Origin of the sequence: Bacillus norwichensis (genome assembly GCF_014836955.1) — a bacterium.
Classification (GTDB): domain Bacteria; phylum Bacillota; class Bacilli; order Bacillales; family Bacillaceae_C; genus Siminovitchia; species Siminovitchia norwichensis.
On the sequence record NZ_JACSPV010000015.1, the window covers coordinates 26,837 to 49,088 of the forward strand.

The 22,252-nt window shown below is 41.6% G+C and carries 16 protein-coding genes; all 16 read left to right on the top strand.

Going from position 1 to position 22,252, the window contains the following annotated elements; translation table 11 throughout:
* Position 1 precedes the first annotated feature (1 nt).
* A complete protein-coding gene (locus tag H9631_RS10525) occupies positions 2–1,177 on the top strand; it encodes an acetyl-CoA C-acetyltransferase (RefSeq protein ID WP_191812556.1) in 1,176 nt (391 codons plus the stop codon).
* A 134-nt stretch (positions 1,178–1,311) separates the two neighbouring features.
* Positions 1,312–2,859, top strand: coding sequence for a class I adenylate-forming enzyme family protein (locus H9631_RS10530; protein ID WP_191812558.1), 1,548 nt, complete (start codon positions 1,312–1,314; stop codon positions 2,857–2,859).
* Positions 2,856–4,211, top strand: a complete 1,356-nt coding sequence (locus tag H9631_RS10535; protein ID WP_191812559.1) for an MFS transporter — start codon at positions 2,856–2,858, stop codon at positions 4,209–4,211. Before H9631_RS10530 ends, H9631_RS10535 begins: the two co-directional genes overlap by 4 nt.
* Positions 4,212–4,252: 41 nt before the next feature.
* Positions 4,253–5,023, top strand: coding sequence for an electron transfer flavoprotein subunit beta/FixA family protein (locus H9631_RS10540; protein WP_191812562.1), 771 nt, complete (start codon positions 4,253–4,255; stop codon positions 5,021–5,023).
* Between the two features lie 19 nt (positions 5,024–5,042).
* Positions 5,043–6,029: an electron transfer flavoprotein subunit alpha/FixB family protein gene (locus H9631_RS10545; protein ID WP_191812564.1), complete on the top strand. Its 987-nt coding sequence runs from the start codon at positions 5,043–5,045 to the stop codon at positions 6,027–6,029.
* A 586-nt stretch (positions 6,030–6,615) separates the two neighbouring features.
* Complete coding sequence (locus H9631_RS10550; protein ID WP_191812566.1) at positions 6,616–8,751, top strand: (Fe-S)-binding protein; 2,136 nt, start codon at positions 6,616–6,618, stop codon at positions 8,749–8,751.
* A 234-nt stretch (positions 8,752–8,985) separates the two neighbouring features.
* A complete protein-coding gene (locus H9631_RS10555) occupies positions 8,986–10,152 on the top strand; it encodes an ROK family protein (RefSeq protein ID WP_191812568.1) in 1,167 nt (388 codons plus the stop codon).
* Between the two features lie 49 nt (positions 10,153–10,201).
* Entirely contained in the window at positions 10,202–10,798 is a 597-nt protein-coding gene (locus H9631_RS10560) for a chromate transporter (protein ID WP_191812569.1), read from the top strand.
* Positions 10,799–10,802: 4 nt separating this feature from the next.
* Positions 10,803–11,333 carry a chromate transporter gene (locus tag H9631_RS10565; protein WP_191812571.1) on the top strand — a complete coding sequence of 177 codons (531 nt, stop codon included), beginning with the start codon at positions 10,803–10,805 and terminating at the stop codon, positions 11,331–11,333.
* Positions 11,334–11,421: 88 nt separating this feature from the next.
* A complete protein-coding gene (locus H9631_RS10570) occupies positions 11,422–13,449 on the top strand; it encodes a transporter substrate-binding domain-containing protein (RefSeq protein WP_191812573.1) in 2,028 nt (675 codons plus the stop codon).
* A gap of 4 nt (positions 13,450–13,453) precedes the next feature.
* Positions 13,454–14,833 (top strand): sigma-54-dependent transcriptional regulator, encoded by a 1,380-nt coding sequence (locus H9631_RS10575; RefSeq protein WP_191812575.1) that lies wholly within the window; start codon positions 13,454–13,456, stop codon positions 14,831–14,833.
* A gap of 127 nt (positions 14,834–14,960) precedes the next feature.
* Positions 14,961–15,953, top strand: a complete 993-nt coding sequence (locus tag H9631_RS10580) for a TAXI family TRAP transporter solute-binding subunit (RefSeq protein WP_191812577.1) — start codon at positions 14,961–14,963, stop codon at positions 15,951–15,953.
* A gap of 59 nt (positions 15,954–16,012) precedes the next feature.
* Entirely contained in the window at positions 16,013–16,465 is a 453-nt protein-coding gene (locus H9631_RS10585; RefSeq protein WP_191812579.1) for a DUF1850 domain-containing protein, read from the top strand.
* 5 nt (positions 16,466–16,470) lie between these two features.
* Positions 16,471–18,435, top strand: coding sequence for a TRAP transporter permease (locus tag H9631_RS10590; RefSeq protein ID WP_191812582.1), 1,965 nt, complete (start codon positions 16,471–16,473; stop codon positions 18,433–18,435).
* 220 nt (positions 18,436–18,655) lie between these two features.
* On the top strand, positions 18,656–19,684 hold the full coding sequence (locus tag H9631_RS10595; RefSeq protein WP_191812584.1) for a TAXI family TRAP transporter solute-binding subunit: 1,029 nt from the start codon (positions 18,656–18,658) through the stop codon (positions 19,682–19,684).
* A 366-nt stretch (positions 19,685–20,050) separates the two neighbouring features.
* Positions 20,051–22,009, top strand: a complete 1,959-nt coding sequence (locus H9631_RS10600) for a TRAP transporter permease (protein WP_191812585.1) — start codon at positions 20,051–20,053, stop codon at positions 22,007–22,009.
* Positions 22,010–22,252: the final 243 nt, after the last annotated feature.

Sequence of the window (22,252 nt, forward strand, 5' to 3'; positions counted from 1 at the left end):
TATGAGTCACATTGTATTAGTAGAGGGAGCCCGTACACCTTTTGCAAAAATTTCAGGGTCTTTTCGAGATATTACTGCAACAAAATTGGGAGTGACGGCTTCAAAAGCCGCCATTAAAAAATCGGGAATTTCGCCTGAAGATATTGATCATGTTGTATTCGGCAATGTTCAGCAGTCGAGCAAGGATGCCCATATGCTTGCTCGACATGTCGGCTTGCAATCAGGTACTCGGCTTGAAGTGCCGGCTGTTACGGTCAACCGTGTTTGCGGCACAGGCATTGAAGCAATCCTAGCTGGGGCCAGATATATTTTAACAGGAGAGGCTAATGTTGTATTAGCTGGAGGAACAGAAAATATGAGCCAGGTGCCTCATGTAATCCGCGGAATGAGATGGGGGAGCCCGCTTGGTGCACCATTAGTGGAGGACTGGGTATTCGATGGTCTGTTAGATACAAATTGTGGATACTCAATGGCGGAAACAGCGGAAAATGTTGCAGAAAAGTATCATATTTCTCGAAAAGAAATTGATACACATGCATTGGCAAGTCATATGCGAGCCATCTCAGCTAGAGAAAAAGGCTATTTCAAAGAAGAGATTGTTCCTGTCACTGTAAAAGGTAGAAAAGGCGATGAGGTTGTGGATCAAGATCAGCACATCCGTAATACGAACATGGAACAATTAAGTAAGCTAGAAGCTCGCTTTGTCAAAAATGGAGTTGTGACTCCTGGAAATGCAAGTGGGATGGTGGATGGAGCCGCGGCAGTTATCATTACTTCAAGTGATTATGCAGAAAAGAACGGTTTACAGCCAATCGCGCGCCTCGTATCTTGGGATGCTGTAGGAGTAGAGCCTAAATATATGGGGATTGGACCAGTACCAGCTATTCAAGGTGCTTTAAAGAAAGCGGATTTACAGCTTAAAGATTTGGATTTAATTGAAATTAATGAAGCTTTTTCAGCTCAGTATTTAGCTTGCCAAAAAGAACTAGGATTTGATCCTGAGATAGGAAATGTAAACGGTGGTGCAGTCGCTTTAGGTCATCCGCTGGCGGCAAGCGGCACAAGGATTTCTCACTCGCTTGTGAAAGAATTGAAAAGACGCAACAATAAATACGGGGCATCTGCTGTTTGTATTGGCGGAGGACAAGGAATCGCAGCCATTTGGGAAGCTTTATAATTTAATTTATTTTTGTATTATTCAGATTAAAGTTATCAGTCTAATAACGATAAAAGTTTTACAGGTATAAAAAGGAATGAAGATGCCATGATTCACTTTTGACAATGAGAGCGTTAACAAAAAGGGTGAAGAAAATGAATCAACTGCAAAGTACATTGAATGTCAGTAACACATTGGAATTGACTGCTAAACGATTTTTTGACAAAGAGGCCATAGTGGATGGAACTAAAAGGATTACCTATGGTGCACTTGATCAGGAAGTAACCAGACTAGCGAAAGGATTGATCAGGCTAGGCGTCAAAAGCGGTGATCGTGTAGGGGTCGCATTAAAAAATTCAGCCGAATTTATCATTGCATTTTTTGCGATTGCCCGGGCGGGGGCTGTGCTTATTCCCTTTAATCCTTCCTTCAGTAAGGAAGAATGTTCTTACATCGTTCAACAAACTGGAGCCAAAGTGTTGTTCTGTGGTGAAAAAGGCTATTTTGATGAGCTTCAGAAAGAAATAACAACGTTGAATGAAATAATATCTGTCGGGTTTCAAGAGGAAGGGTTTGTTCAATATGATGAACTGTTAGCTGGACAGAGTTTGGAATCAGCTTTCCAAGTGGAACCCAAGGAAGACTTATTTGCGATTTTATTTACATCTGGAACAACCGGCCGTCCCAAAGGGGCCATGCTGACGCATGAAAATGTATTATTCAGCACCGTGTCAGCTGCTCAAGTGATGGAGTGTACAGAAGAAGATATATTTTTAATTCCTAATCCGCTTTTTCATATCTTTGGTGTAACGTTTATTCTTCGATCCACTTTTTGCGGAGGAAAACTTGTAGTGATGGAGAAATATTCGGTAACGAAAGCTTTGGAGTTGATCGAATCAGAGAAAGTGACTGTGCATCCTGGTGTTCCGACTATGTTTATTTTGGAATTGAATTCCCCAGATTTTAAGAAATATGATTTAAGCTCTCTACGCACAGGAGAAATGGCCGCTGCACCTTGTCCAGTAGAGGTGGTGGAGAGAATCCGGAGAGAAATGAATTGTAATGTTCTCGTTGCATATGGCATGACAGAAACATCTGCAACTCTTACCATAACGTCATTTGAAGATACCGATCAATTACGTGCCGAAACGGTTGGACGTGCGATACCGGGTGTGGAATTAAAAATAGTTGATGAAAACAGAGCTGAATGTCCGGTGGGAAAGGTCGGGGAACTTGCATGTCGAGGGCCAGGAGTGACAAAGGGATATGATAATATGCCGGAAGAAACAGCAATGGCTATTGATCATGAAGGCTGGTTTTACTCCGGAGATTTGGCGGTAATGGATGAGAAAGGATACGTTCGGATTGTAGGCAGAAAAAAAGAAATGATTATTAAGGGCGGATATAATATTTATCCGCGTGAAATAGAAGAAAGTCTCCATAAGCATCCTGACATTGTGGATGCAGCAGTTATTGGCCTGCCCGATGACGTTTATGGTGAAGTGGCGTGCGCTTGCGTTGTAGCGAAAGAGGGAGCGGATTTAGAACAGGAATCGCTCCAGAAATATATACAAGAAAGATTTGTGAAATATAAAGTTCCTGATAAGTTTATCATCATGGACAATTTACCAGTCACAGCTTCAGGAAAAATAAGTAAATTAAAATTGGCTGAAGAAATGAAAAAAGAGGTTAAATTCACATGAACACAATTGATGCTAATCAAATTTATGATAAAAGTAAGTTTAATCGCTTTCATTTTAAACTGTTGTTCTGGTGTTTTCTTATTATTTTGTTTGATGGATATGACACAGCCATTTACGGTGCGGTTGTTCCTGTTTTAATGGAGGAATGGGCACTTTCTCCAGTGCAGACAGGAGCCATTGGAAGTTATACAGTGATTGGAACGGTCGTGGGGGCGGTTGGAATGAGTATGGCCGCGGATCGGATTGGTCCGAAAAAGATTGTGATAAGCAGTGTAGTTATTTTCAGTTTTTTTACGTGTTTATCAGGCTTTGCAAACAGTCCGCTCTTATTTGCTGTTTTGCGTGTTCTCGCAGGTGTGGGTCTAGGTGGGGTGATGCCGAATATTGTTGCCCTTTCAACAGAATTTGCACCGAAAAAAATTCGAAGCACAATGGTTGCACTGATATTTTGCGGTTATTCCGTCGGGTCAATGATTATTGCATTGTTGAGTAAATTTGTCATTGAAACATATGGTTGGAAGCCTCTTTTTTGGTTGGCGGCCATTCCACTTTTACTTGTTCCGTTTATGTTAAAGGCTTTGCCGGAATCGTTGCGTGTATTGGCAAATCAGGAAAGAGACAGAGAAATATTGGCTATTATGAAAAAGGCTGTTCCGAATGAAAAATTCAGTGAAACGACTAAATTTGTCTCTGCTGGTAAAGGAACGAAGAAAGCCTCGATTGGAAAACTGATGAGCGAGAAAAGAGCATTGAGTTCGGTAATGTTTTGGTGCATTTCGTTCAGTTGTTTTCTGTTGATTTATGCGATGAACACCTGGCTGACAAAGCTAATGCTTCAAGCCGGATACGACCTTAGCTCAAGCTTGCTTTTCTTGGCGCTCCTAAATGTAGGTGCTACGGTAGGAACGATTGTCATCGGTCCGTTGCTAGATAAATATGGAGCAAAAAAAGTACTTGTTCCTCTGTTCTTTGCAGGAGCCCTTTCACTCATATTTATTTCTGTAGCTCCGCATATTGTCATCGCTTATATTCTTGTCGGTATTATTGGAGCAGCTTCCATTGGAATTCATAATTTGCTTAACCCAGTCGTATCGCAATATTATCCACCGGAGGTTCGCTCGACGGCTCTTGGAATCATGATGGCTTTTGGAAGATTGGGTGGAATTATGTCACCAACTCTCGTGGGAATACTAATGTCACAAAATCTAAGTGTTCAAGCAAACTTTACGGTGATCAGTCTAGCATGTATCGTTGGAGCCATTGCTATTTTACTTGTTCAAGAGAAATACTCTTATCAATATACGGCTGAGGATGAGCAGCAGCTTCCATTATACAATAAGCAACTGGGCTAGCGGAAAAAGTCAATCTATTTATGAATAGCGTGGAGGTACTTATGAAAATATTTGTTCTCTTAAAACGAACTTTTGATACAGAAGAAAAGATGATAGTGTCGGGGAATGAAATTGATGATAGCAGTGCGGAATTTATCATGAATCCATATGATGAATATGCGGTCGAAGAGGCAATTGTTTTACGAGAAAAGCATGGGGGAGAAATCACGGTTGTAACCGTAGGTGATGAAGAAGCTGAGAAAGAAATCAGGACAGCACTTGCGATGGGGGCAGATCAAGCTGTGTTGATTGAGAACGGAGAGATCGAGGAATGTGACTCGCATACGACGGCTTTATTGATTGCCTCCTATTTGAAAAGTCAGGAATATGATCTCATCATTGGAGGCAACTTCTCTATCGATAATGGATCAGGACAAGTTGGACCTCGAATCGCTGAACATCTTGGAATCCCTCAAGTGACAACGATTACAAAAATTGAAGTTACCGATCGTCAAGCGGTTGTTACCCGAGATGCAGATGGGGACGAAGAGATAATAGAAGTTTCACTGCCACTTCTTGTTACTGCTCAGCAGGGGTTGAATGAACCTCGGTATCCATCTCTCCCAGGCATCATGAAGGCGAAGAAAAAAACGATTGAAACGATCGATGTGGATGACCTTGAACTGGATGAGGAAGAGCTTGAAGCGAAATCATCTGTCTTAGAAGTATTCCTTCCTTCTCCAAAAGAGTCAGGTGTGATGATTGAAGGTGAGCCGACAGAGCAGGTCAACCAATTAATCTCCTATTTACATACAACAAAGAAAGTGATTTAACAATTGGAGGGGCGTGTACATGACAAAGAAAATTATGGTAGTCGGAGAAGTGAAAAATGGTGAATTAAGGAAGGTTTCTTTTGAAGTAATCGCTGCCGGAAAAGTCATTGCCAGCGAAGGTGAAGTTGTCGGGGTGCTGTTCGGAGAAGATGTGAGTCACTTCGCGGAAACCATGCTGCATTATGGTGCTGACCGCGTGATCCTGGTGAATCATCCAGAGTTGAATAATTATACAACGGATGCTTTCCAACAAGCTTTGCTTCAGATCATTGATGATGAAAATCCAGAAGGAATCATTATGGGACATACATCTTTGGGAAAAGATTTGTCACCGCGTATCGCTGTAAAATTGAGTGCGGGGTTAATTTCGGATGTTGTTTCTATTGAGGAAGAGAGAGGGAACTCTATATTTACTAGACCGATTTACTCTGGAAAAGCCTTTGAAAAACGAATGCTGAAGAACGGTCCTTTGTTGATTACCATTCGTCCGAACAATATTACTCCATTAGAAATAGATGAATCAAGAACAGGAGAAGTGAAGAACTTTACAGCCGAAATAAAAGACATTCGAACAATACTTAAAGAAGTTGTTCGCAAGACAGCAGAGGGTGTTGATTTATCCGAAGCAAAAGTTGTTGTGGCTGGAGGCAGGGGAGTCAAGGGTCCGGAAGGATTTGAACTTTTACAAAAGCTTGCTGATGTAATGGGCGGTGCGGTTGGTGCATCTAGAGGGGCGTGTGATGCGGAATACTGTGATTACTCTTTGCAAATCGGGCAAACAGGAAAAGTAGTAACTCCAGATTTGTATATTGCAGCAGGTATTTCTGGGGCGATCCAACATTTGGCCGGAATGTCCAATTCTAAAGTGATTGTTGCTATCAATAAGGATCCAGAAGCACCAATCTTTGAAATTGCAGATTATGGGATTGTACGGGATCTGAATGAAATTATCCCTATTTTAACTGAAGAGTTAACTTCATTCAGCAAAAGTCTCCCACTTCTGTAAGTGGTGATGAAAGCATATGAGTATTCCATTTCAGTGAAGTCTCAAAACACGGCTGAATAAAATTAAAGTCCCCCGGCGGATACCATAGATTTTCAGAGGAAGTTTATCGAGCGGAACTCAATAAAATCTGGGTGCAAATACGTCAGGGCACATTTAATAAAAACAGAGGCTGGCCAATGCAGTAAGCTAGTCATCATTCTACGAAGAAAGGCAGTAGCAATGCTGCCTTTCTTCAAGAGTAAAAAGGTATAAAATTAACTGAAATATTTTGTTCGCATTAAGATTTAATAGGTCTAGTTATGAAGTACAGGAGGTACTAATGCAGGCGAATCGACAGGACGTCGCGGGCCAGGCGCCATCAGCACAAGGATCAAGTCACGCGGAAAGTGTATTTAGGGAGAATGTGCTCGCTCTGCGGTTCATCATATTCAAGGAAGCTTTTCACGATGTAATTGAAATAAGCAGCTTTGATGGCTGAGGAGTTGCCTCAGCAAAATTCGCCTTTCGCTTTTCTTAGCTTAGGGAAATGGTAAGGCCAGAATCAGATGATTTTACTTGAGAATTTTTAAAATAGGAAGTGACATGGATGAGCGGCTTGTTATGGATTAATTTGCTAGCAACGATTGCCGTTATCAGTTATGCGGTTTATTTATTTTTATACGTTCTAAAAACTAGATTTGATTATATTCTTCTTGGGAAGAAAGAAGAGTATGACAAGAAGCTTAAAGCAAGGCTTCGGAATGTTTGGATAAACGTACTTGGTCAAAAAAAGCTCTTAAAAGATAAAAAAAGTGGTATGATCCATGTCATGTTCTTTTATGGTTTTATACTTGTGCAGTTTGGTGCCATTGATTTTATGATTAAAGGAATTATTCCTGGGGCTCACTTGCCCCTGGGGCCACTTTATGGTGCCTTTAAGCTATTCCAGGAATTTATTACATTAATGATTCTTGCCGCTGTTATCTGGGCGTTTTATCGCCGATATATTGAAAAGCTTGTTCGTCTAAAGCGTGACTGGAAAAGCGGTCTTGTTCTGATATTTATTGGTACACTCATGCTGTCTGTACTGATCGGCAACGGTACGTACCAAATATGGATGGAAGAAAACGTTCGGTTTATTAGCACGGAGCCTGTTGCTTCAACTATAGCAGTTCTGCTAAAGCTTCTTCCAAAAACAGCTGCTGCAGGAATATTTTACTTCATGTGGTGGGTGCATCTTCTTGCTCTTTTAACATTCCTCGTCTATGTGCCGCAGTCGAAGCACGCTCACCTCATTTTCGGTCCGTTAAATACATTTTTTTATCGGATAGATAAAGTTGGAAAGCTGCGTGCGATTGATTTTGAAGATGAAACCCAGGAATCCTATGGAGCTGGGAAAATAGAGGAATTCTCGCATGCCCAGCTGATTGATTTATACGCCTGTGTGGAATGCGGACGGTGTACAAATATGTGCCCGGCAACCGGGACCGGCAAAATGCTGTCGCCAATGGACCTTATTCTGAAACTGCGCGACCATTTGACGAATACAGGTGCAGCCGTCACAAGAAAACAGCCTTGGGTGCCGGCAGCAGCTTTTGCCAATACGACAGGAAACCGACTGGCCCTGGCGGCCGGTGCGGAAAACATCAGCATCGAGGAGCTGTACAGCCCTTCTTTAATCGGTGATGTTATTACAGAGGAAGAAATTTGGGCATGTACAACATGCCGCAATTGTGAAGACCAATGTCCGGTGATGAACGAGCATGTAGATAAGATAATCGACATGAGGCGTCATCTTGTTTTGATGGAAGGGAAAATGGATGCGGACGCACAGCGTGCCATGCAAAACATTGAGAGACAAGGAAATCCGTGGGGATTAAATCGGAAGGAAAAAGAGAAGTGGCGGAAGCTTCGTAACGATGTCCATGTTCCTACTGTGAAAGAATGCAAGAAGGCTGGTGAAGATCCGGACTATCTGTTCTGGGTGGGATCAATGGGTGCTTTTGACAATCGCAGCCAAAAGATTGCTTTATCTTTTGCCAAATTGTTAAATGAAGCCGGTGTGTCGTTTGCCATACTTGGCAATAAAGAGAAAAATTCTGGAGATACACCGCGAAGACTTGGCAATGAATTTTTATTCCAGGAACTTGCCGCAGCGAACATCGCGGAATTTGAAAAGAATAACGTGACCAAAATCGTTACAATTGATCCCCATGCCTACAATATTTTCAAAAATGAGTATCCTGATTTTGGATTTGAAGCAGAAGTGTACCATCACACTGAACTCTTATTTCAACTTATCCAGGCAGGCCGCCTTGTCCCTCGTTTCCCGGTAAATGAAAGGGTTACATTTCATGATTCATGTTATTTGGGAAGATACAATGAAATATATGATCCCCCTAGGGAAATATTAAAAGCTATACCAGGCGTGAAACTCGTTGAAATGGCCAGAAAGCGGGAAGAGGGCATGTGCTGCGGAGCCGGTGGCGGACTGATGTGGATGGAAGAAGAAACAGGCCAGCGAATAAATGTTGCGCGCACGGAGCAGGCATTGGAAGTCAATCCTTCTATTATCAGTGCTGGGTGTCCATATTGTTTGACCATGATCACAGATGGCACGAAGGCAATCGAAGTGGAAGATAGTATCAAAACGTATGACGTTGTTGAAATGCTGGAAAAAGCAGTTTGCGGGCCGGTTGACCTATCTGAAGGGCAGGAAAATAAGGAAGAGGTACTCGTATAATAGTAAAGGTTACTAAGCTTTAGGCGCCATCGGTGAAGAATTAAGCCAAATTGAGGAGAAGGGTGAAACTCTCATTCAAAATTCATTTTGTGCTTGTCGCCAATTGGGCGCCTTTTACTTTTTTATTAGTATAGTTAAATAAAATCCTTGAACAGCTGTCTTCATTTATTTACAATAAAGAGGAGACTTAATACCAAAAAGGAATAAAGTTAGATGAAATCAGGAGGACAAACATTGCTGAAAAAATGCCTGTCTGACGATTCGAGAAAAAACTCTCTTATTAAAGAAACCTATAGACAAATTCATAAACGTAGCTCTATTTCAAAAGCGGAATTGATTGAGATATTAGAAGCAAGACCAACTACGATGACACGTACGATAGAAGAACTCTTGGAAAATCGCTGGATTAAGGAAGGAGGAGTCGGTCCTTCAAGCGGAGGGCGGCCGCCTATACTTTATGAAACAATCAAGGAATCGGCATGGATCATCGGTATTGATATTTCCCGGACTGCCGTAAGAACCCTCTTGACAACAGTTGATTTTTCCGTCATAGACCGGAATGTCATTACCATGACAAATATGAAGACACCTGATGTGGTTTTTACTGAAATCAACCGAGTAATTGATTCATGGCTGACCCGATATCATATTTCCTTCAACTCCCTTCTTGGAATCGGAGTGGGTGCGGTAGGACCTATCCATCGAGAAGAGGGAAAAATGATCAATCCTGAATCTTTCCTTGCGGCAGGTTGGGAGGATGTCGACATTCGCAAGGGACTTGAAAGCTTTCCTGTCCGTATTTTAATTGATAACGGGGCAAATAGCGCGGCAGTGGCAGAATTTATCCATCATGACGAGGTATTCCGCAATATTCTTTATTGTGTCCATGGATATGGAATCAGGGGCGGAGTGATGAATGACGGAAGGATATTTTATGCTGGACAGGGAGATACAAGTGCTCTCGGACATATCATCGTCCAGGCAAACGGAAAGATCTGCATATGCGGAAGGGAAGGCTGTCTAACAGCTTATGCTTCTTTTCCAGCAATGGTTGAAGAATATAAGAGGGCAAGTGGTGAAGAGGTGTCCTTTGAGAAATTCCTGCTATTGTTGGAAGAAGATGACCCAAAAGCTGTTCGGATTGTGACAAAAGCTGCATTTTATTTTGGGGTAGGCCTAGCGAATATGATCAATTCTCTTCGGCCGGAGCTTGTTGTTCTCCATGGCAGTCTTGTGTATGAAATATCCATTTTTTATAATGAGGCGATTGCCGCTGCCAAATCGCACATTTATATGCCGGAGATGTTTACTCCAGTCTTTAAAAAAGGCTCGCTGAAAGAAGAAGCGGTTGCGCTCGGAGCTGCAATGCAAGTGTTTCAATCTTATTTTAATGCACAATAGTTTCGACTCTTTATTCAAAAAAGGAAGAAAGTAGAAAGGAGCAATGGAGATGCAAGAAAACAGCAAGTATCTGCTCCTGCAATTGTTTTGGGCCTTTATGAAAATCAGTCCTGTCACGTTTGGCGGAGGATTTGTCATGATGCCCTTAATGAAAAAAGAAGTGGTCGATAAGAAGAGATGGATTCAAGATAAGGAGATCATTGATTCCTTTGCACTTGCACAATCAGCCCCGGGATCAGTGGCAGTGAATTCGGCAGCTATTGTCGGTTATCGAATTGCGGGAGTGAAGGGAGCACTCACAGCAACAATCGGTATGATGATTCCGACCTTCTTCATCGTCATTATTTTAAGTCTTTTATTCCTTACTGTCAGAAATAATGATTATGTTGAAGCTGCATTTAAGGGGATTAGACCCGCGGTTGTTGCTCTCATCGTATACGCCGCCATTTCGACTGTACGATCTTCCATATCGGATAAATTTACTTTGGCTTTAATGCTCATAGCAGTCATACTGCTCATTTTCTTTCATCTGCACCCAGTCCTCTTAATTATTGCAGGAATTTTGAGTGGCATCGCCAATAGGAAAGTGAAGTCATCAAAGAAGGGAAAAAGCATACCCGCAAGAGAGGTTGAAGAAGGAAGGTAAAAACATGCTATTAGATATATTTCTCACGTTTTTATTGATTGGCTTTGTGTCATTCGGCGGTGGTTACGCCATCATCCCGATGATTGAGTTGGATGTTACCCGTCATGGATGGATGACATCACAGGAATTAATAGACGTCATTGCGGTTGCCGGAATGTCTCCCGGTCCGATTGCCACGAACACAGCTGTCTTTATCGGCTTCCATACAGCCGGATTGCCTGGAGCGATTACAGCTGCTGTTGCCATTACGATTCCCTCAGTTTTAATCGTACTCCTCATAGCTGCTTTCTTTTACAAGTTAAATGAAATGACTATGGTTCAATCTGCCTTTTATGGACTGCGTCCCATTGTTACTGCACTGATAATATTTGCGGCTTATTCCTTCGCTTTGTCAAATGGCCTTTTTTCTATATCGAAGGAGGCGTTGACTGGAGGACTCCTATTTTTATTCTGTTTATTTGCTCTGATAAAATTTAAATGGCACCCTGCATTGATTATTCTCATTGCTAGTTTAGCAGGTATTGTCCTATATTGAATCATCATTTTTCATATTGCACCTTCCAGCATGCTGGGCTAATCTAGTAACACAGCCTTGGTGGATGACTGGGAGGTGTAGTTTTCTGTTGAAAAAATTTGTTTTTATTTTTATTTTACTCATTTCTATATTTTTTCCTGTATCAGCACATGGGGATGATGAGGAAAACCCTGTACATAGCACTGGTTTATCTTCCCTTGAAAACAAGGTATTAAAAGTTGGCTTTGATCCTAAGTCCCCGCCTTATCAATTTCTGCGTAATGATCAATATGTCGGTTTTAATATCGACTTGATAAAAAAGATTGCTGATAACCAGCAGTTTCAAGTGCAATATGTGCCATTAACGCTTAATCAAAGCATCGAAGCTCTTCGGGATGGAGAGATTGATATCATCCTCGGTGTTCCGTTTACAGCAGAATTTAGTGAAGTAGTCGATTTTACGGATCGATATTTAACTTCTTCGGTGGGAGTTCTTGTTCCAGCAGACAGCTCAATCGAGGAACTCACGGATCTGCAGGGAAAAAGGGTCGCTATTCTGTATAACACAATGGAATATGATTTCCTGAGAAATATCCGGAATATCCATTATCATTCAGCTCATAATGCAAAAACAGGTCTTGAAGTTTTATATAAGGATCGAGCGGATGCTTATGTTGGAAACCAAATTACTGCAAAATATTTATTGAAGGCAAGAGGCTTGGAAGATGAATATCGTTTTTTAGATAGCCATCTATTGCCGCTTGAATATTCCTTTGCTGTCCAAAAAGGGAATTATCAATTGATGCACCATCTGAATATCGGAATCAGGCAATTGAAGCTGACGGATAGCTATTCTGAAGTCTATAATAAATGGTTTGAAGACTTTGAGTCTCCCTTGAGTGAAAAACTAAAGAAAATCCGTGAAATGCTCATTTTTATCATCGTTCTAGCGCTTATCATCTTCCTGCTGGGATTTCGCTGGAACAGACTTCTTCAAAGAGAAGTCAATCGCAAGACGAAGGATTTGCAAGCCATGAATCTATCTTTGACAGAGCAAGTTCAGAAAACAAAGAATAGCGATCAGTTCAAAGAACAGATTTTGGAATCCAGTGCCAGAGGTGTGGTCACTTGTGATCAAAACGGTATAATTACATCCATCAATAATGTAGCCCTTGAAATGATGGGGGAAAAGCGAAAGCCGGGAGGGAAGAAGGCCAGTGACTTTCCTTTTCTTTGGAATATGCTGAAGGGAGATGTGGACGAAACGATTAAATCGGGCAAGAAGATGATTGGGAAAGAACGGAAGGCGACCCTTCCAAATGGAGAAGATTCTTATATCCGCTATGATATCCAGCCGTTGTACAATTTCCAAAATAAAACAACGGGTATCCTGCTTTTTTTTGAGGACATAACAGCAGAGAAAAGAATTAAGGATCAATTACAGGAGCAGGAAAAGAGCCGCGCGCTTATTCAGCTAGTAGCAGGATTGGCACATGAGATCCGGAATCCACTTACATCGATCAAAACCTTTGTCCAGCTTATTCCGATGAAGATGAACAATGAAAAGTTCCGAAGTGAAATATCTACCCTTGTACCCAAGGAAATTGAGCGTTTGAACCAGCTGGTAGAAGGTCTGATTAATTACGCCAAGCCAGGCAGTGGCAAGGCAAACTCTCTTAATTTGGAAAGACTCATCCAATCTACCATTATTTTATTCAAACAAGAAACGGATAATAAAAATATTGAAATTGAATGGAGAGTGGAGCCGGATTTATGGATTGAGGCGGATGAAAGCCAGATGAACCAAGTTTTGATCAATCTGTTTCTCAATGCCATCGAATCAATGGATAGCAAAAGAAAAAACAAAAAAGCTCAGGGCAAATTAACCCTCTCTATACATGCATGTCGCTCGGAGGAAGAGGTAATTGTGACGATTTCTGATCAAGGAGAAGGAATGACGGAAGAGGAGACAAGAAAGATCTTTGAGCCTTTCTATACGTCGAAGACATCTGGTACAGGGCTTGGGCTCTCTCTTTCCAAACAGTATATAATAGAAAATAATGGATCACTGTCAGTTGAAAGCGAACCCGGCTCAGGAAGTGCATTTGAGCTGAGGTTCCCCGTAAAGGAGAATTAATAGAATGAAAGTTTTAATCATTGATGACGAACAGGCCATCTGCTCTTCATTGAAATTCGCCTTGGAAGACGAATTTGATGTGCAGGCAACTGTGGATCCTTATAAAGGGCTTGCGATGTTAAAAGAACAAGAATTTGATCTTTGCCTGTTGGATTTGAAAATCGGAGCTGTAAACGGGCTTGAGATATTGGAGGAAATCAAGGTTGTCCAGCCTTCCACCGTTGTGGTCATGATGACCGCGTACGGTTCGATTTCTTCTTCGGTGGAAGCGATTAAAAAGGGCGCATATTCCTATCTAACAAAGCCACTTCATATGGAAGAGCTGTTTTCTACAATGCGGCAGGCTGTAAAATTTCAGGAGCTTAATAAAAAGGTTGAATATTTAAGTCAGGAACTTGAAAAGAAATACGCATATGAAGGAATTATCGGAAACAGCCCCGCGATGAAAAGCGTTTTCGAATTGATCGATAAGGTGAAAGATATCGATTCCAATATACTAGTTACAGGGGAAAGCGGTACAGGTAAGGAACTGGTTGTAAGAGCTATTCATTATTCTGGAAAAAGAAAGAGGGAGCATTTTGAGGTGGTTAACTGCTCCGCTATCCCAGAAAATTTGCTTGAAAGCGAACTGTTCGGCCATGAGAAGGGCGCTTTTACCGGCGCTATGTTTAAACGGGAGGGAAAATTTCAGCTTGCCGAAGGCGGAACTATTTTTCTCGATGAAATTGGGGAAATGCCGTTAGCGCTTCAAGCTAAGCTTCTTCGGGTCATCCAACAGCGGGAAGTGACTCCGCTCGGGGCCAATAAGCCGGTTAAGCTCAATGTAAGAATCATTGCAGCAACGAACAGGGATTTAAAGAAAGCAGTAGGAGAGGGCATCTTTAGAGAAGATTTGTATTACCGCCTCAATGTCTTGGAGATTAATTTGCCACCTCTGAGAGAAAGGCGGCAAGATTTGCCGCTCTTGATTCAGTATTTTATTGAAGAGTTCAATAAAGAATTGAGCAAAAGGGTGAAGGGCTTTTCTGAAGAAGCATTAAAATGGCTCTTAAACTATGATTATCCCGGGAATATACGCGAATTGGCCAATATCGTAGAGTCGGCCATGATTGTGGAAAAGCTAGACAGTCATGGTTTGATGGATTTGCCGAGACGTTATACCCAAAAGCCGGTACATCAGGAAGAAGCGGCTGATTCCATTGAAGCGGCAGCTGAAAGATTGGCGGGAATTCCGTTGAAAGAAATTGAAGAAAAAGTGATACTGGCAACACTGAAGAAGAATGGAAACCACCGAAAGAAAACGGCTGAAATGCTGGGAATTAGTGAGCGCGGACTGCGAGAAAAATTGAAAAATTACAAAGAAAGCGGCAAAACATTCCTGTAAGCGGAATTTTTTGCCGCTTTTTGCGGTTTCTAAAAATGGAAGCGCTTGAAATGACGGGATTCCTGAATTGGCATGGATTTTGCAATTATGTTTCAAGAAGTCAATTTACTATGGAGGGTCAAGAGAGATGAAAAGATTATCGGTTTTATTATTTGCTCTAATACTTGTTTTAGCGGCATGTGGAGGCAAAGATAAGGGTGCCTCTGGCAGCAAGGAAAAAGACGGAGAAGCTTCCTTTGATGACTTGTTCGTTACGATTGCGACTGGTGGAACTTCCGGAGTTTACTACCCATTAGGGGGAGCGCTTGCAACGATTTTGGAAGATAACCTTGGAATTGATGCTTCAGTCCAGGCAACGCAAGCTTCGGTTGAAAATGTCAATTTGATTCTAAGTGATCGTGCTGAACTAGCTTTTATCACTGGGGATACAGGATTCCAGGCGTATGAAGGATCGGGTGCATTTGAAAAAGAAGGAGCGAAAAAGGATTTAAGAGCGCTTGCTTCTTTTTATCCAAACTTTCTGCAAATCATTGCTACAGAAGACTCTGGTATTAAATCTTTCAAAGATCTAAAAGGGAAAAAGATTGCTGTTGGTGCACCAAACTCCGGTACTGAGCTTGCTGCACGGGTTCTGTTGGAAGGTCATGGAATGAGTTATGACGATATTACTCCAGACTACTTGTCTTTTGCAGAGGCGGCGGAACAAATGAAAAATGGTATTATTGATGCTGCAATTCTAAGCAGTGGTATTCCGAACTCTGCCATTATGGACCTGGAAACAACGCACGGCGTTAACTTTCTTCCAATTGAAGATGATGCTATGAAATATTTGACTGAGAAGTACTCTTATCTGAAAGAAGCGAAAATCCCAGCGGGATCATACAGCAATAAGGAAGATATTCCAGCAATATCTATCACAAATGCGTTGATTGTAAGCAAGGACTTATCAGAAGAAGAAGTGTACCATATTACGAAAGCGATTTATGAAAATCTCGATACTTTGAAAAATGCCCACAGTGCAGCAGAAGATATTGATGTGAAGAATGCTCCAGAGGGACTTGGCATTCCATTGCATCCGGGCGCAGAGAAGTATTATAAAGAAGAAGGCGTTATAAAATAAACAGTCAAACAAAGACAAGAAGGAGCTGGCTCCAGCTCCTTCTTCATAAAAAGAGCTTATTGATTGTCGCTATTATTTGTTTTATTCTTTTATTCGTTTTTTTGTATGACAAGCATCGAACCCTTGAACTTGTCTTGAAGGATCAAGAAGATGGAACTGAATATATAAGAAAAGAAGTCAACCCAGGCGATGAAATCGTTATACATTGGAGACATTCAGTTGAGAGAACCATTTGGGAAGAAAAATTAAAAATTGAAAAAGATAGAACGTTCACGTTGACTGAAACGCGTTTCCAATCATTTGGAGCTGGAGTTCCGAATGATAAGGGTGGGAAAGTTTCAATCAAAGACGGCTTTGTGGTCATGGAAGATTTGAATGAGAAGAAGTCAGCTTATTATTGGATTCATTCCCAGCTGGCTGAATTGACAGTATATAGAAATGGAACAAAACTTCTGCTGCCTGATGATATTCCTCATCATCATAAAGTGGAGATGATCATAGAGAAGGGGTGACAATAATGAAAAAAGAAACAATTGGACAGGAAGCCGACATGGAACAAGGTCATGTGGAAATTTTAGAGAAGTACGATGCGGAATCACGCTTCCGTATATTTAAAAATAAGTACATGACATTGTTAATTTCTATCATCGCAGTCGGTTTTTCATTATATCATTTATACACATCTGTTTTCGGAGCTCCTGCTACCATCAAACACCGGGCTATTCACGTAGCACTTGTCCTCGTTTTGATCTTTTTATTATATCCGGCAAGCAAAAAGATGAGCAGAAGCAAGCTGAACTGGTTTGATGCTATTTTAGCTATTTTATCTATATCCACGGCTGTCTATATTTTTGCGGATTATTTGGGAATTATTCAAAGGGGCGGGATCCCGAACGGCATGGATGTTGCTTTCGGTGTCCTACTTGTAATCCTTGTTTTGGAAGCTGCACGCAGGGTGACTGGCTGGGCACTTCCATTGCTTGCTATTTTATTTTTCCTTTATGCTTTATATGGTCGCAGTTTTTCTGGCATATTCCGGCACAGGGGCTATGAATGGGATATGGTCGTCAATCAGCTTTATGTGACGACGGAAGGAATATTTGGAACAGCAGTTGGTGTATCTGCGACATACATTTTTCTATTCATTCTTTTTGGAGCTGTTTTGGGAAGGTCAGGAATGGGACAGTTTTTTAACGACTTCGCCCTTGCGGTTGCAGGTCATACAAAAGGAGGACCTGCAAAAGTGGCCGTTATGGCAAGCGGGCTGTTGGGAAGTATCAACGGATCTGCGATAGCCAACGTTGTTACAACGGGTGCATTTACCATTCCTCTAATGAAAAAAATCGGTTATAAAAAGGATTTTGCTGGGGCTGTTGAAGCGACAGCTTCGGTAGGTGGACAAATTCTTCCTCCGGTCATGGGTGCTGCCGCTTTTATCATGGCAGAGATGCTTAATATGCCATATTCTCAAGTGGCTGTTGCCGCCATTTTACCCGCGGGACTATATTATTTGGGTATCATCACGCAGATTCATTTAAGAGCATCAAAAGATGGTCTGCAAGGTATTAAGAAATCAGAACTTCCGAAGGTTTCAGATGTTATGAAAGAGCGAGGACATTTGTTCCTACCGCTTCTGTTCTTGATTTATATGCTTTTCTTTAGTGGTAAAACAATTATATTTGCCGCGTTCTGGACTATTGTTGTCACGGTTCTTGCCGCGCAACTAAGAAAAACAACTAGAATGTCTTTCAAAGACATCATGGGAGCGTTGGAAGACGGTGCGCGTTCAGCGTTGTCTGTTGCTGTAGCATGTGCTGCGGTTGGAATTATTGTTGGTGTGGCTACACTTACAGGTTTCGGTTTGAAGCTTGCAAGCGGAATCGTTGCTGTTGGTGGAGACAGCTTGTTCTTGACCTTAGTGTTTACAATGATCGCTTGTATTATTTTAGGCATGGGGCTGCCTAGTATCCCGACATATATCATCACTGCAACAATGGCAGCACCTGCACTTGTACAGCAAGGCGTTCCACCGTTTGTTGCGCATATGTTCGTCTTTTATTTTGGTCTGTTTGCGAATCTTACTCCTCCGGTTGCTCTTGCTGCGTTTGCAGCTGCCGGTATTTCGGGAGGTAGTCCAATGCGAACGGGATTTGTCTCTATGAAACTGGCGATCGCCGGGTTTATCGTGCCATTCACTTTTGTATATAATCATTCTTTGTTGATGATTGATACAACATTTTTCGAAGGTGCGATCGTCACTGTCACTTCCATAGTAGGGGTAATTATGTTGGGAGTTGCAGCAGAGGGCTTTTTATTCACTGAGATGAATTGGCTGTTTAGAATACTATCACTTGTTGGTTCTGTTTTATTGATCACTCCAAATATGATGCAGGATGTGATCGGTGTTTCTATTATAGTGATCATTTTTGTTATCCAGCTATTTAAGGTGAAAAAGCATAAAGATATGGCAGTAGCGTCATAGTTTGGTTAACAGGCGGTTGAATCTTTGACCGCCTGCTTCTTAATAAAATATCGGATATTCAAACTTTGAAAAATTAAGATGTCTGAATATTTTATTGAAGTGTGAATATAATTTTGATATACTAATAGACGTCAGTACTAGTTTTTATTTTTTTATAAGTTTATGAAAGCGGTGTCAATGTTAGAAGAAATATATAAAATTGTATGAAGGGGGAAAATGGATGTTTACTAAAAAAAGAATTTCGTTCATTGCAGTACTATTCATGATCGCCGCATTGCTTGCAGCATGCAGCAGTGGCTCAAGTGGTGGTGGAGGCGGAGGTGGCAAGAAGAAAATAGCGATCGGGCCGCCTGCCAGTGAAACAAACTCTGTTTCAAAACTGATTATGGAAGCTTACAGTATTGAAGAAGGAGATTATGAGGCCTTTCAGGAAGCTTTTGGAGATGCGGCTGATGGAGTCCAAGATGGGAATATTGAAGTATCAATAGGAATCCTTGGTTTACCAGCTGGAAGCATTGAGAGCCTGCAAGCCTCGGCCGGCGATGTTAAAATGCTTGGTCTTTCTGATGAGGCAATCAAGTATATTGAGGAGAATAGCGGATACAAGCGACACACCATTCCGAAAGACACGTATGATTTTCTTGATGCAGATGTCGAAACAGTAACTGCTTATGCTGTTTTAATGGGGAACGCAGATACGATCGATGAAGAACTTGGATATGAACTTGCCAAAATCATGGTTGAGAATGCGAGTGAAAACACGCATGATCAGGCTAAGCAAATGACACTGGAAAATGCGTTGAATGGGGCGGAAGGGCTACCTATTCATCCAGGTGCCAAGAAATATTATGAAGAACAAGGATTGAAAGTTGATAACCCTGTGGCTGAACTTAAGGCTAATAAAAAAGATAGAAAGAATGAGTTGATTCTCGGCACTGGAAGCCAGGGAGGAACTTATTATCCACTCGGGGGAGAGATGGCTAATATTTGGAATAAACATATCGATGGCGTTAACGTAACGAACACTGAAACAGGTGCTTCCATTGAAAACCTTGCAAGTATTCGTGATGGAAACATGGATCTGGGGATGACTGTCCATGTGCCTGCACTTTCAGCGATTGAAGGAAAAGGTGACTTTGAAGGGGCGCAAGTGGAGAATGCCGCTTTCATCGGTCATATTTATCCTGAAGTCGTCCAAATTGTCACACGTGAAAAAACAGGAATTAAGAGTTTGGATGATCTGAAATAAAAAAAGCTGGTGCAAGATGAGGTAGAAGTTCTTATATTACAGTAGCACTCGGCCTTTATCATTGAATCAATGGTAGAAACTGACATACCTTATCACGAAGTGTTTTAACCTTCATTTAGCAGAAGTCTCCCACTTCTGTAAGTGGTGAGATGAAGCCTAACTGAAAAAAGTTAAAGCCTTTGGCGGATTCCACAGATTTTTCAGAGGAAATTTATCGAGTGGAGCTTGATAAAATCAAATACGCCAAGGCGCATTTGATTTTATAAAAGGGGTGGAAAAGGGATGATTGTACATACCGTCATCCCTTTTTTCACTTTGAAAGGGCTGTTAGCGCTTTTCGCAATTAACTTGGAGTGAGGTGTCTTTATGAAAGAGAAGGAACATCTGGATGCCCAGGAAATACTAGAGAAGTATGATAGAGAGAATCAGTTTAGGACTTCAATTGGGAAATGGGCATGGATTGTTACACTTCTAGGAGTTTCTTTGACAGTGTTCCATTTATACACTGGTTATTTTGGAACCTTGCCTTCCCAAAAGCAGGGTGCGATCCATTTGGGTACAGCTCTTGGAATTATCTATTTGCTTTTCCCTGCTAAGAAAGGAATGCACAAGGTACAAAAGAAAGTTCCTTGGTATGATGTCGTGTTGGCATTCACTGCCATGTATGTCACTTACCACAAAATCTTCTTCTTTGACTCAATTTTAAAAAGCAGGATCACTGGATATACTACGATTGATATTATTATATCCATTATAGGGATTCTCCTCGTTTTGGAAGCGACCCGCAGAACGGTAGGGGTACCTATTGTTATTGTGGCGAGCATCACTATTTTATACGCTATTTTCGGCAAGCACATTCCGACAACGATCTTGTCGCATCCGGGATTCTCTGTAGATAGGATTGCTCCAAATCTTTGGTATCAGGAGAGTGGTGTTTTTGGAACACCTGTCCAAATCTCGGCCAAATTTATTTTTCTCTTTCTATTTTTTGGTGTCATGCTTGTCCACACAAAAATCGGTCAGTTTTTTAATGATCTAGCCTTTTCGCTGACTGGACGTTTTACGGGAGGGACTGCAAAGACAGCTGTTGTTGCCAGTGCCCTGCAAGGTATGGTTTCCGGGAGCTCTGTCGGAAATACGGTTGCCTCTGGTTCTTTTACAATCCCTATGATGAAAAAATCAGGGTTTACTCCTGAGTTTGCAGGGGCAACAGAGGCTTCAGCATCAACAGGCGGACAGATTATGCCACCGATTATGGGAGCAGCAGCCTTTATCATGATGGAATACCTTGGTGTTCCCTATTCCACTATCATGCTTGCAGCTATGATTCCAGCTGTTCTATATTTTACAGGCATTTTTATCGGGACTCATTTCGAAGCGAAAAGGTTGAAGATTTTTGGCTTGCCGAAATCGCAACTGCCAGTATTCAAAGATTTAATGCTGAAAAATGGATTTATGCTTTTGCCGGTTGTAGTCATGATCGGCACGATTCTCTCGGGATTTACTCCGCAAAGGGCGGCGCTGCTGGGAATTGGAGCTGTATTCATCGTAAGCTTGGTTAGGAAAGACACAAGGCTTTCTATTCGGAAAATCTTTGAAGTGCTTGAACAGGGTGCCAGGGTAGCACTGCCGGTTATTGCAGCTGTAGCAACTGCTGGGATTATTGCTGGGGTTGTCAGCATGACGGGACTTGGTGCCAAATTTGCTTCAGGAATTATCGCTTTATCGAGCGGACATTTAATTTTGGCTCTTTTCTTTACAATGATTGCTTGTATCATTCTTGGAATGGGTCTTCCAACAACCGCAAATTATGTAGTTACAGCAACGGTCGCAGCACCGGCTCTTATCAATGAGTTCGGCTTGGCGCCTATTGCAGTTCATATGTTTGTATTCTATTTTGGGATTGTGGCGGACATCACTCCACCGGTCTGCTTGGCTGCTTATGCTGGAGCGGGCATTGCCAGGGGCAACCCATTTAAAACAGGAGTCATTGCGGTAAAGCTTGCTATTGCAGCTTTTATCGTTCCATACATTTTTATTTATAATCCAATTTTAGTTTTGGTGGATGTAACGCCTTTAGCGCTTATATTTGCCATCGCCACCTCATTAATCGGGATGGCTGGTATCAGCAGTGCGGTCGTTGGGTTTTACGCTCGGAATTCATTAATGTGGGAGAGACTGGCCCTTTTTGCTGGTGGACTCATGATGATCTTCCCAGAAACCATCAGCGACTTCGTTGGCGCAGCTATCCTATTGGGTATTTGGTTTATCCAAAAACAGCGTAAGGATGACAGCGGGCAAATCAAACCACAAATTTCAATGTGATTTTTATTAAGAATCCTCTATTCGCTTTATGTGTAATAGGGGATTCTTTGATTTGTATACCCCTTTCCTTTTTGTAATCAAACACGATACTTAAATGACTAGATAAACCTAAATGAAGATTTCCAGATGTCTTTTTGGTTTGCACTATTGCAAATCATTTTGCAATAGTGCAAAATTAATAATGTATCAATCATCTTTGAAACTATTGAAAACGTTGTCTTTGTCGAAAAAAAGATGATTCTG

What these genes read in the sequence shown, in the direction of transcription:
- H9631_RS10525 (WP_191812556.1), top strand. Translation starts at nt 2, where the DNA reads ATGAGTCACATTGTATTAGTAGAGGGAGCCCGTACACCTTTTGCAAAA.
- H9631_RS10600 (WP_191812585.1), top strand. Translation starts at nt 20,051, where the DNA reads ATGAAAGAGAAGGAACATCTGGATGCCCAGGAAATACTAGAGAAGTAT.
- H9631_RS10540 (WP_191812562.1), top strand. Translation starts at nt 4,253, where the DNA reads ATGAAAATATTTGTTCTCTTAAAACGAACTTTTGATACAGAAGAAAAG.
- H9631_RS10550 (WP_191812566.1), top strand. Translation starts at nt 6,616, where the DNA reads ATGAGCGGCTTGTTATGGATTAATTTGCTAGCAACGATTGCCGTTATC.
- H9631_RS10595 (WP_191812584.1), top strand. Translation starts at nt 18,656, where the DNA reads ATGTTTACTAAAAAAAGAATTTCGTTCATTGCAGTACTATTCATGATC.
- H9631_RS10535 (WP_191812559.1), top strand. Translation starts at nt 2,856, where the DNA reads ATGAACACAATTGATGCTAATCAAATTTATGATAAAAGTAAGTTTAAT.
- H9631_RS10560 (WP_191812569.1), top strand. Translation starts at nt 10,202, where the DNA reads ATGCAAGAAAACAGCAAGTATCTGCTCCTGCAATTGTTTTGGGCCTTT.
- H9631_RS10530 (WP_191812558.1), top strand. Translation starts at nt 1,312, where the DNA reads ATGAATCAACTGCAAAGTACATTGAATGTCAGTAACACATTGGAATTG.
- H9631_RS10545 (WP_191812564.1), top strand. Translation starts at nt 5,043, where the DNA reads ATGACAAAGAAAATTATGGTAGTCGGAGAAGTGAAAAATGGTGAATTA.
- H9631_RS10590 (WP_191812582.1), top strand. Translation starts at nt 16,471, where the DNA reads ATGAAAAAAGAAACAATTGGACAGGAAGCCGACATGGAACAAGGTCAT.
- H9631_RS10575 (WP_191812575.1), top strand. Translation starts at nt 13,454, where the DNA reads ATGAAAGTTTTAATCATTGATGACGAACAGGCCATCTGCTCTTCATTG.
- H9631_RS10580 (WP_191812577.1), top strand. Translation starts at nt 14,961, where the DNA reads ATGAAAAGATTATCGGTTTTATTATTTGCTCTAATACTTGTTTTAGCG.
- H9631_RS10565 (WP_191812571.1), top strand. Translation starts at nt 10,803, where the DNA reads ATGCTATTAGATATATTTCTCACGTTTTTATTGATTGGCTTTGTGTCA.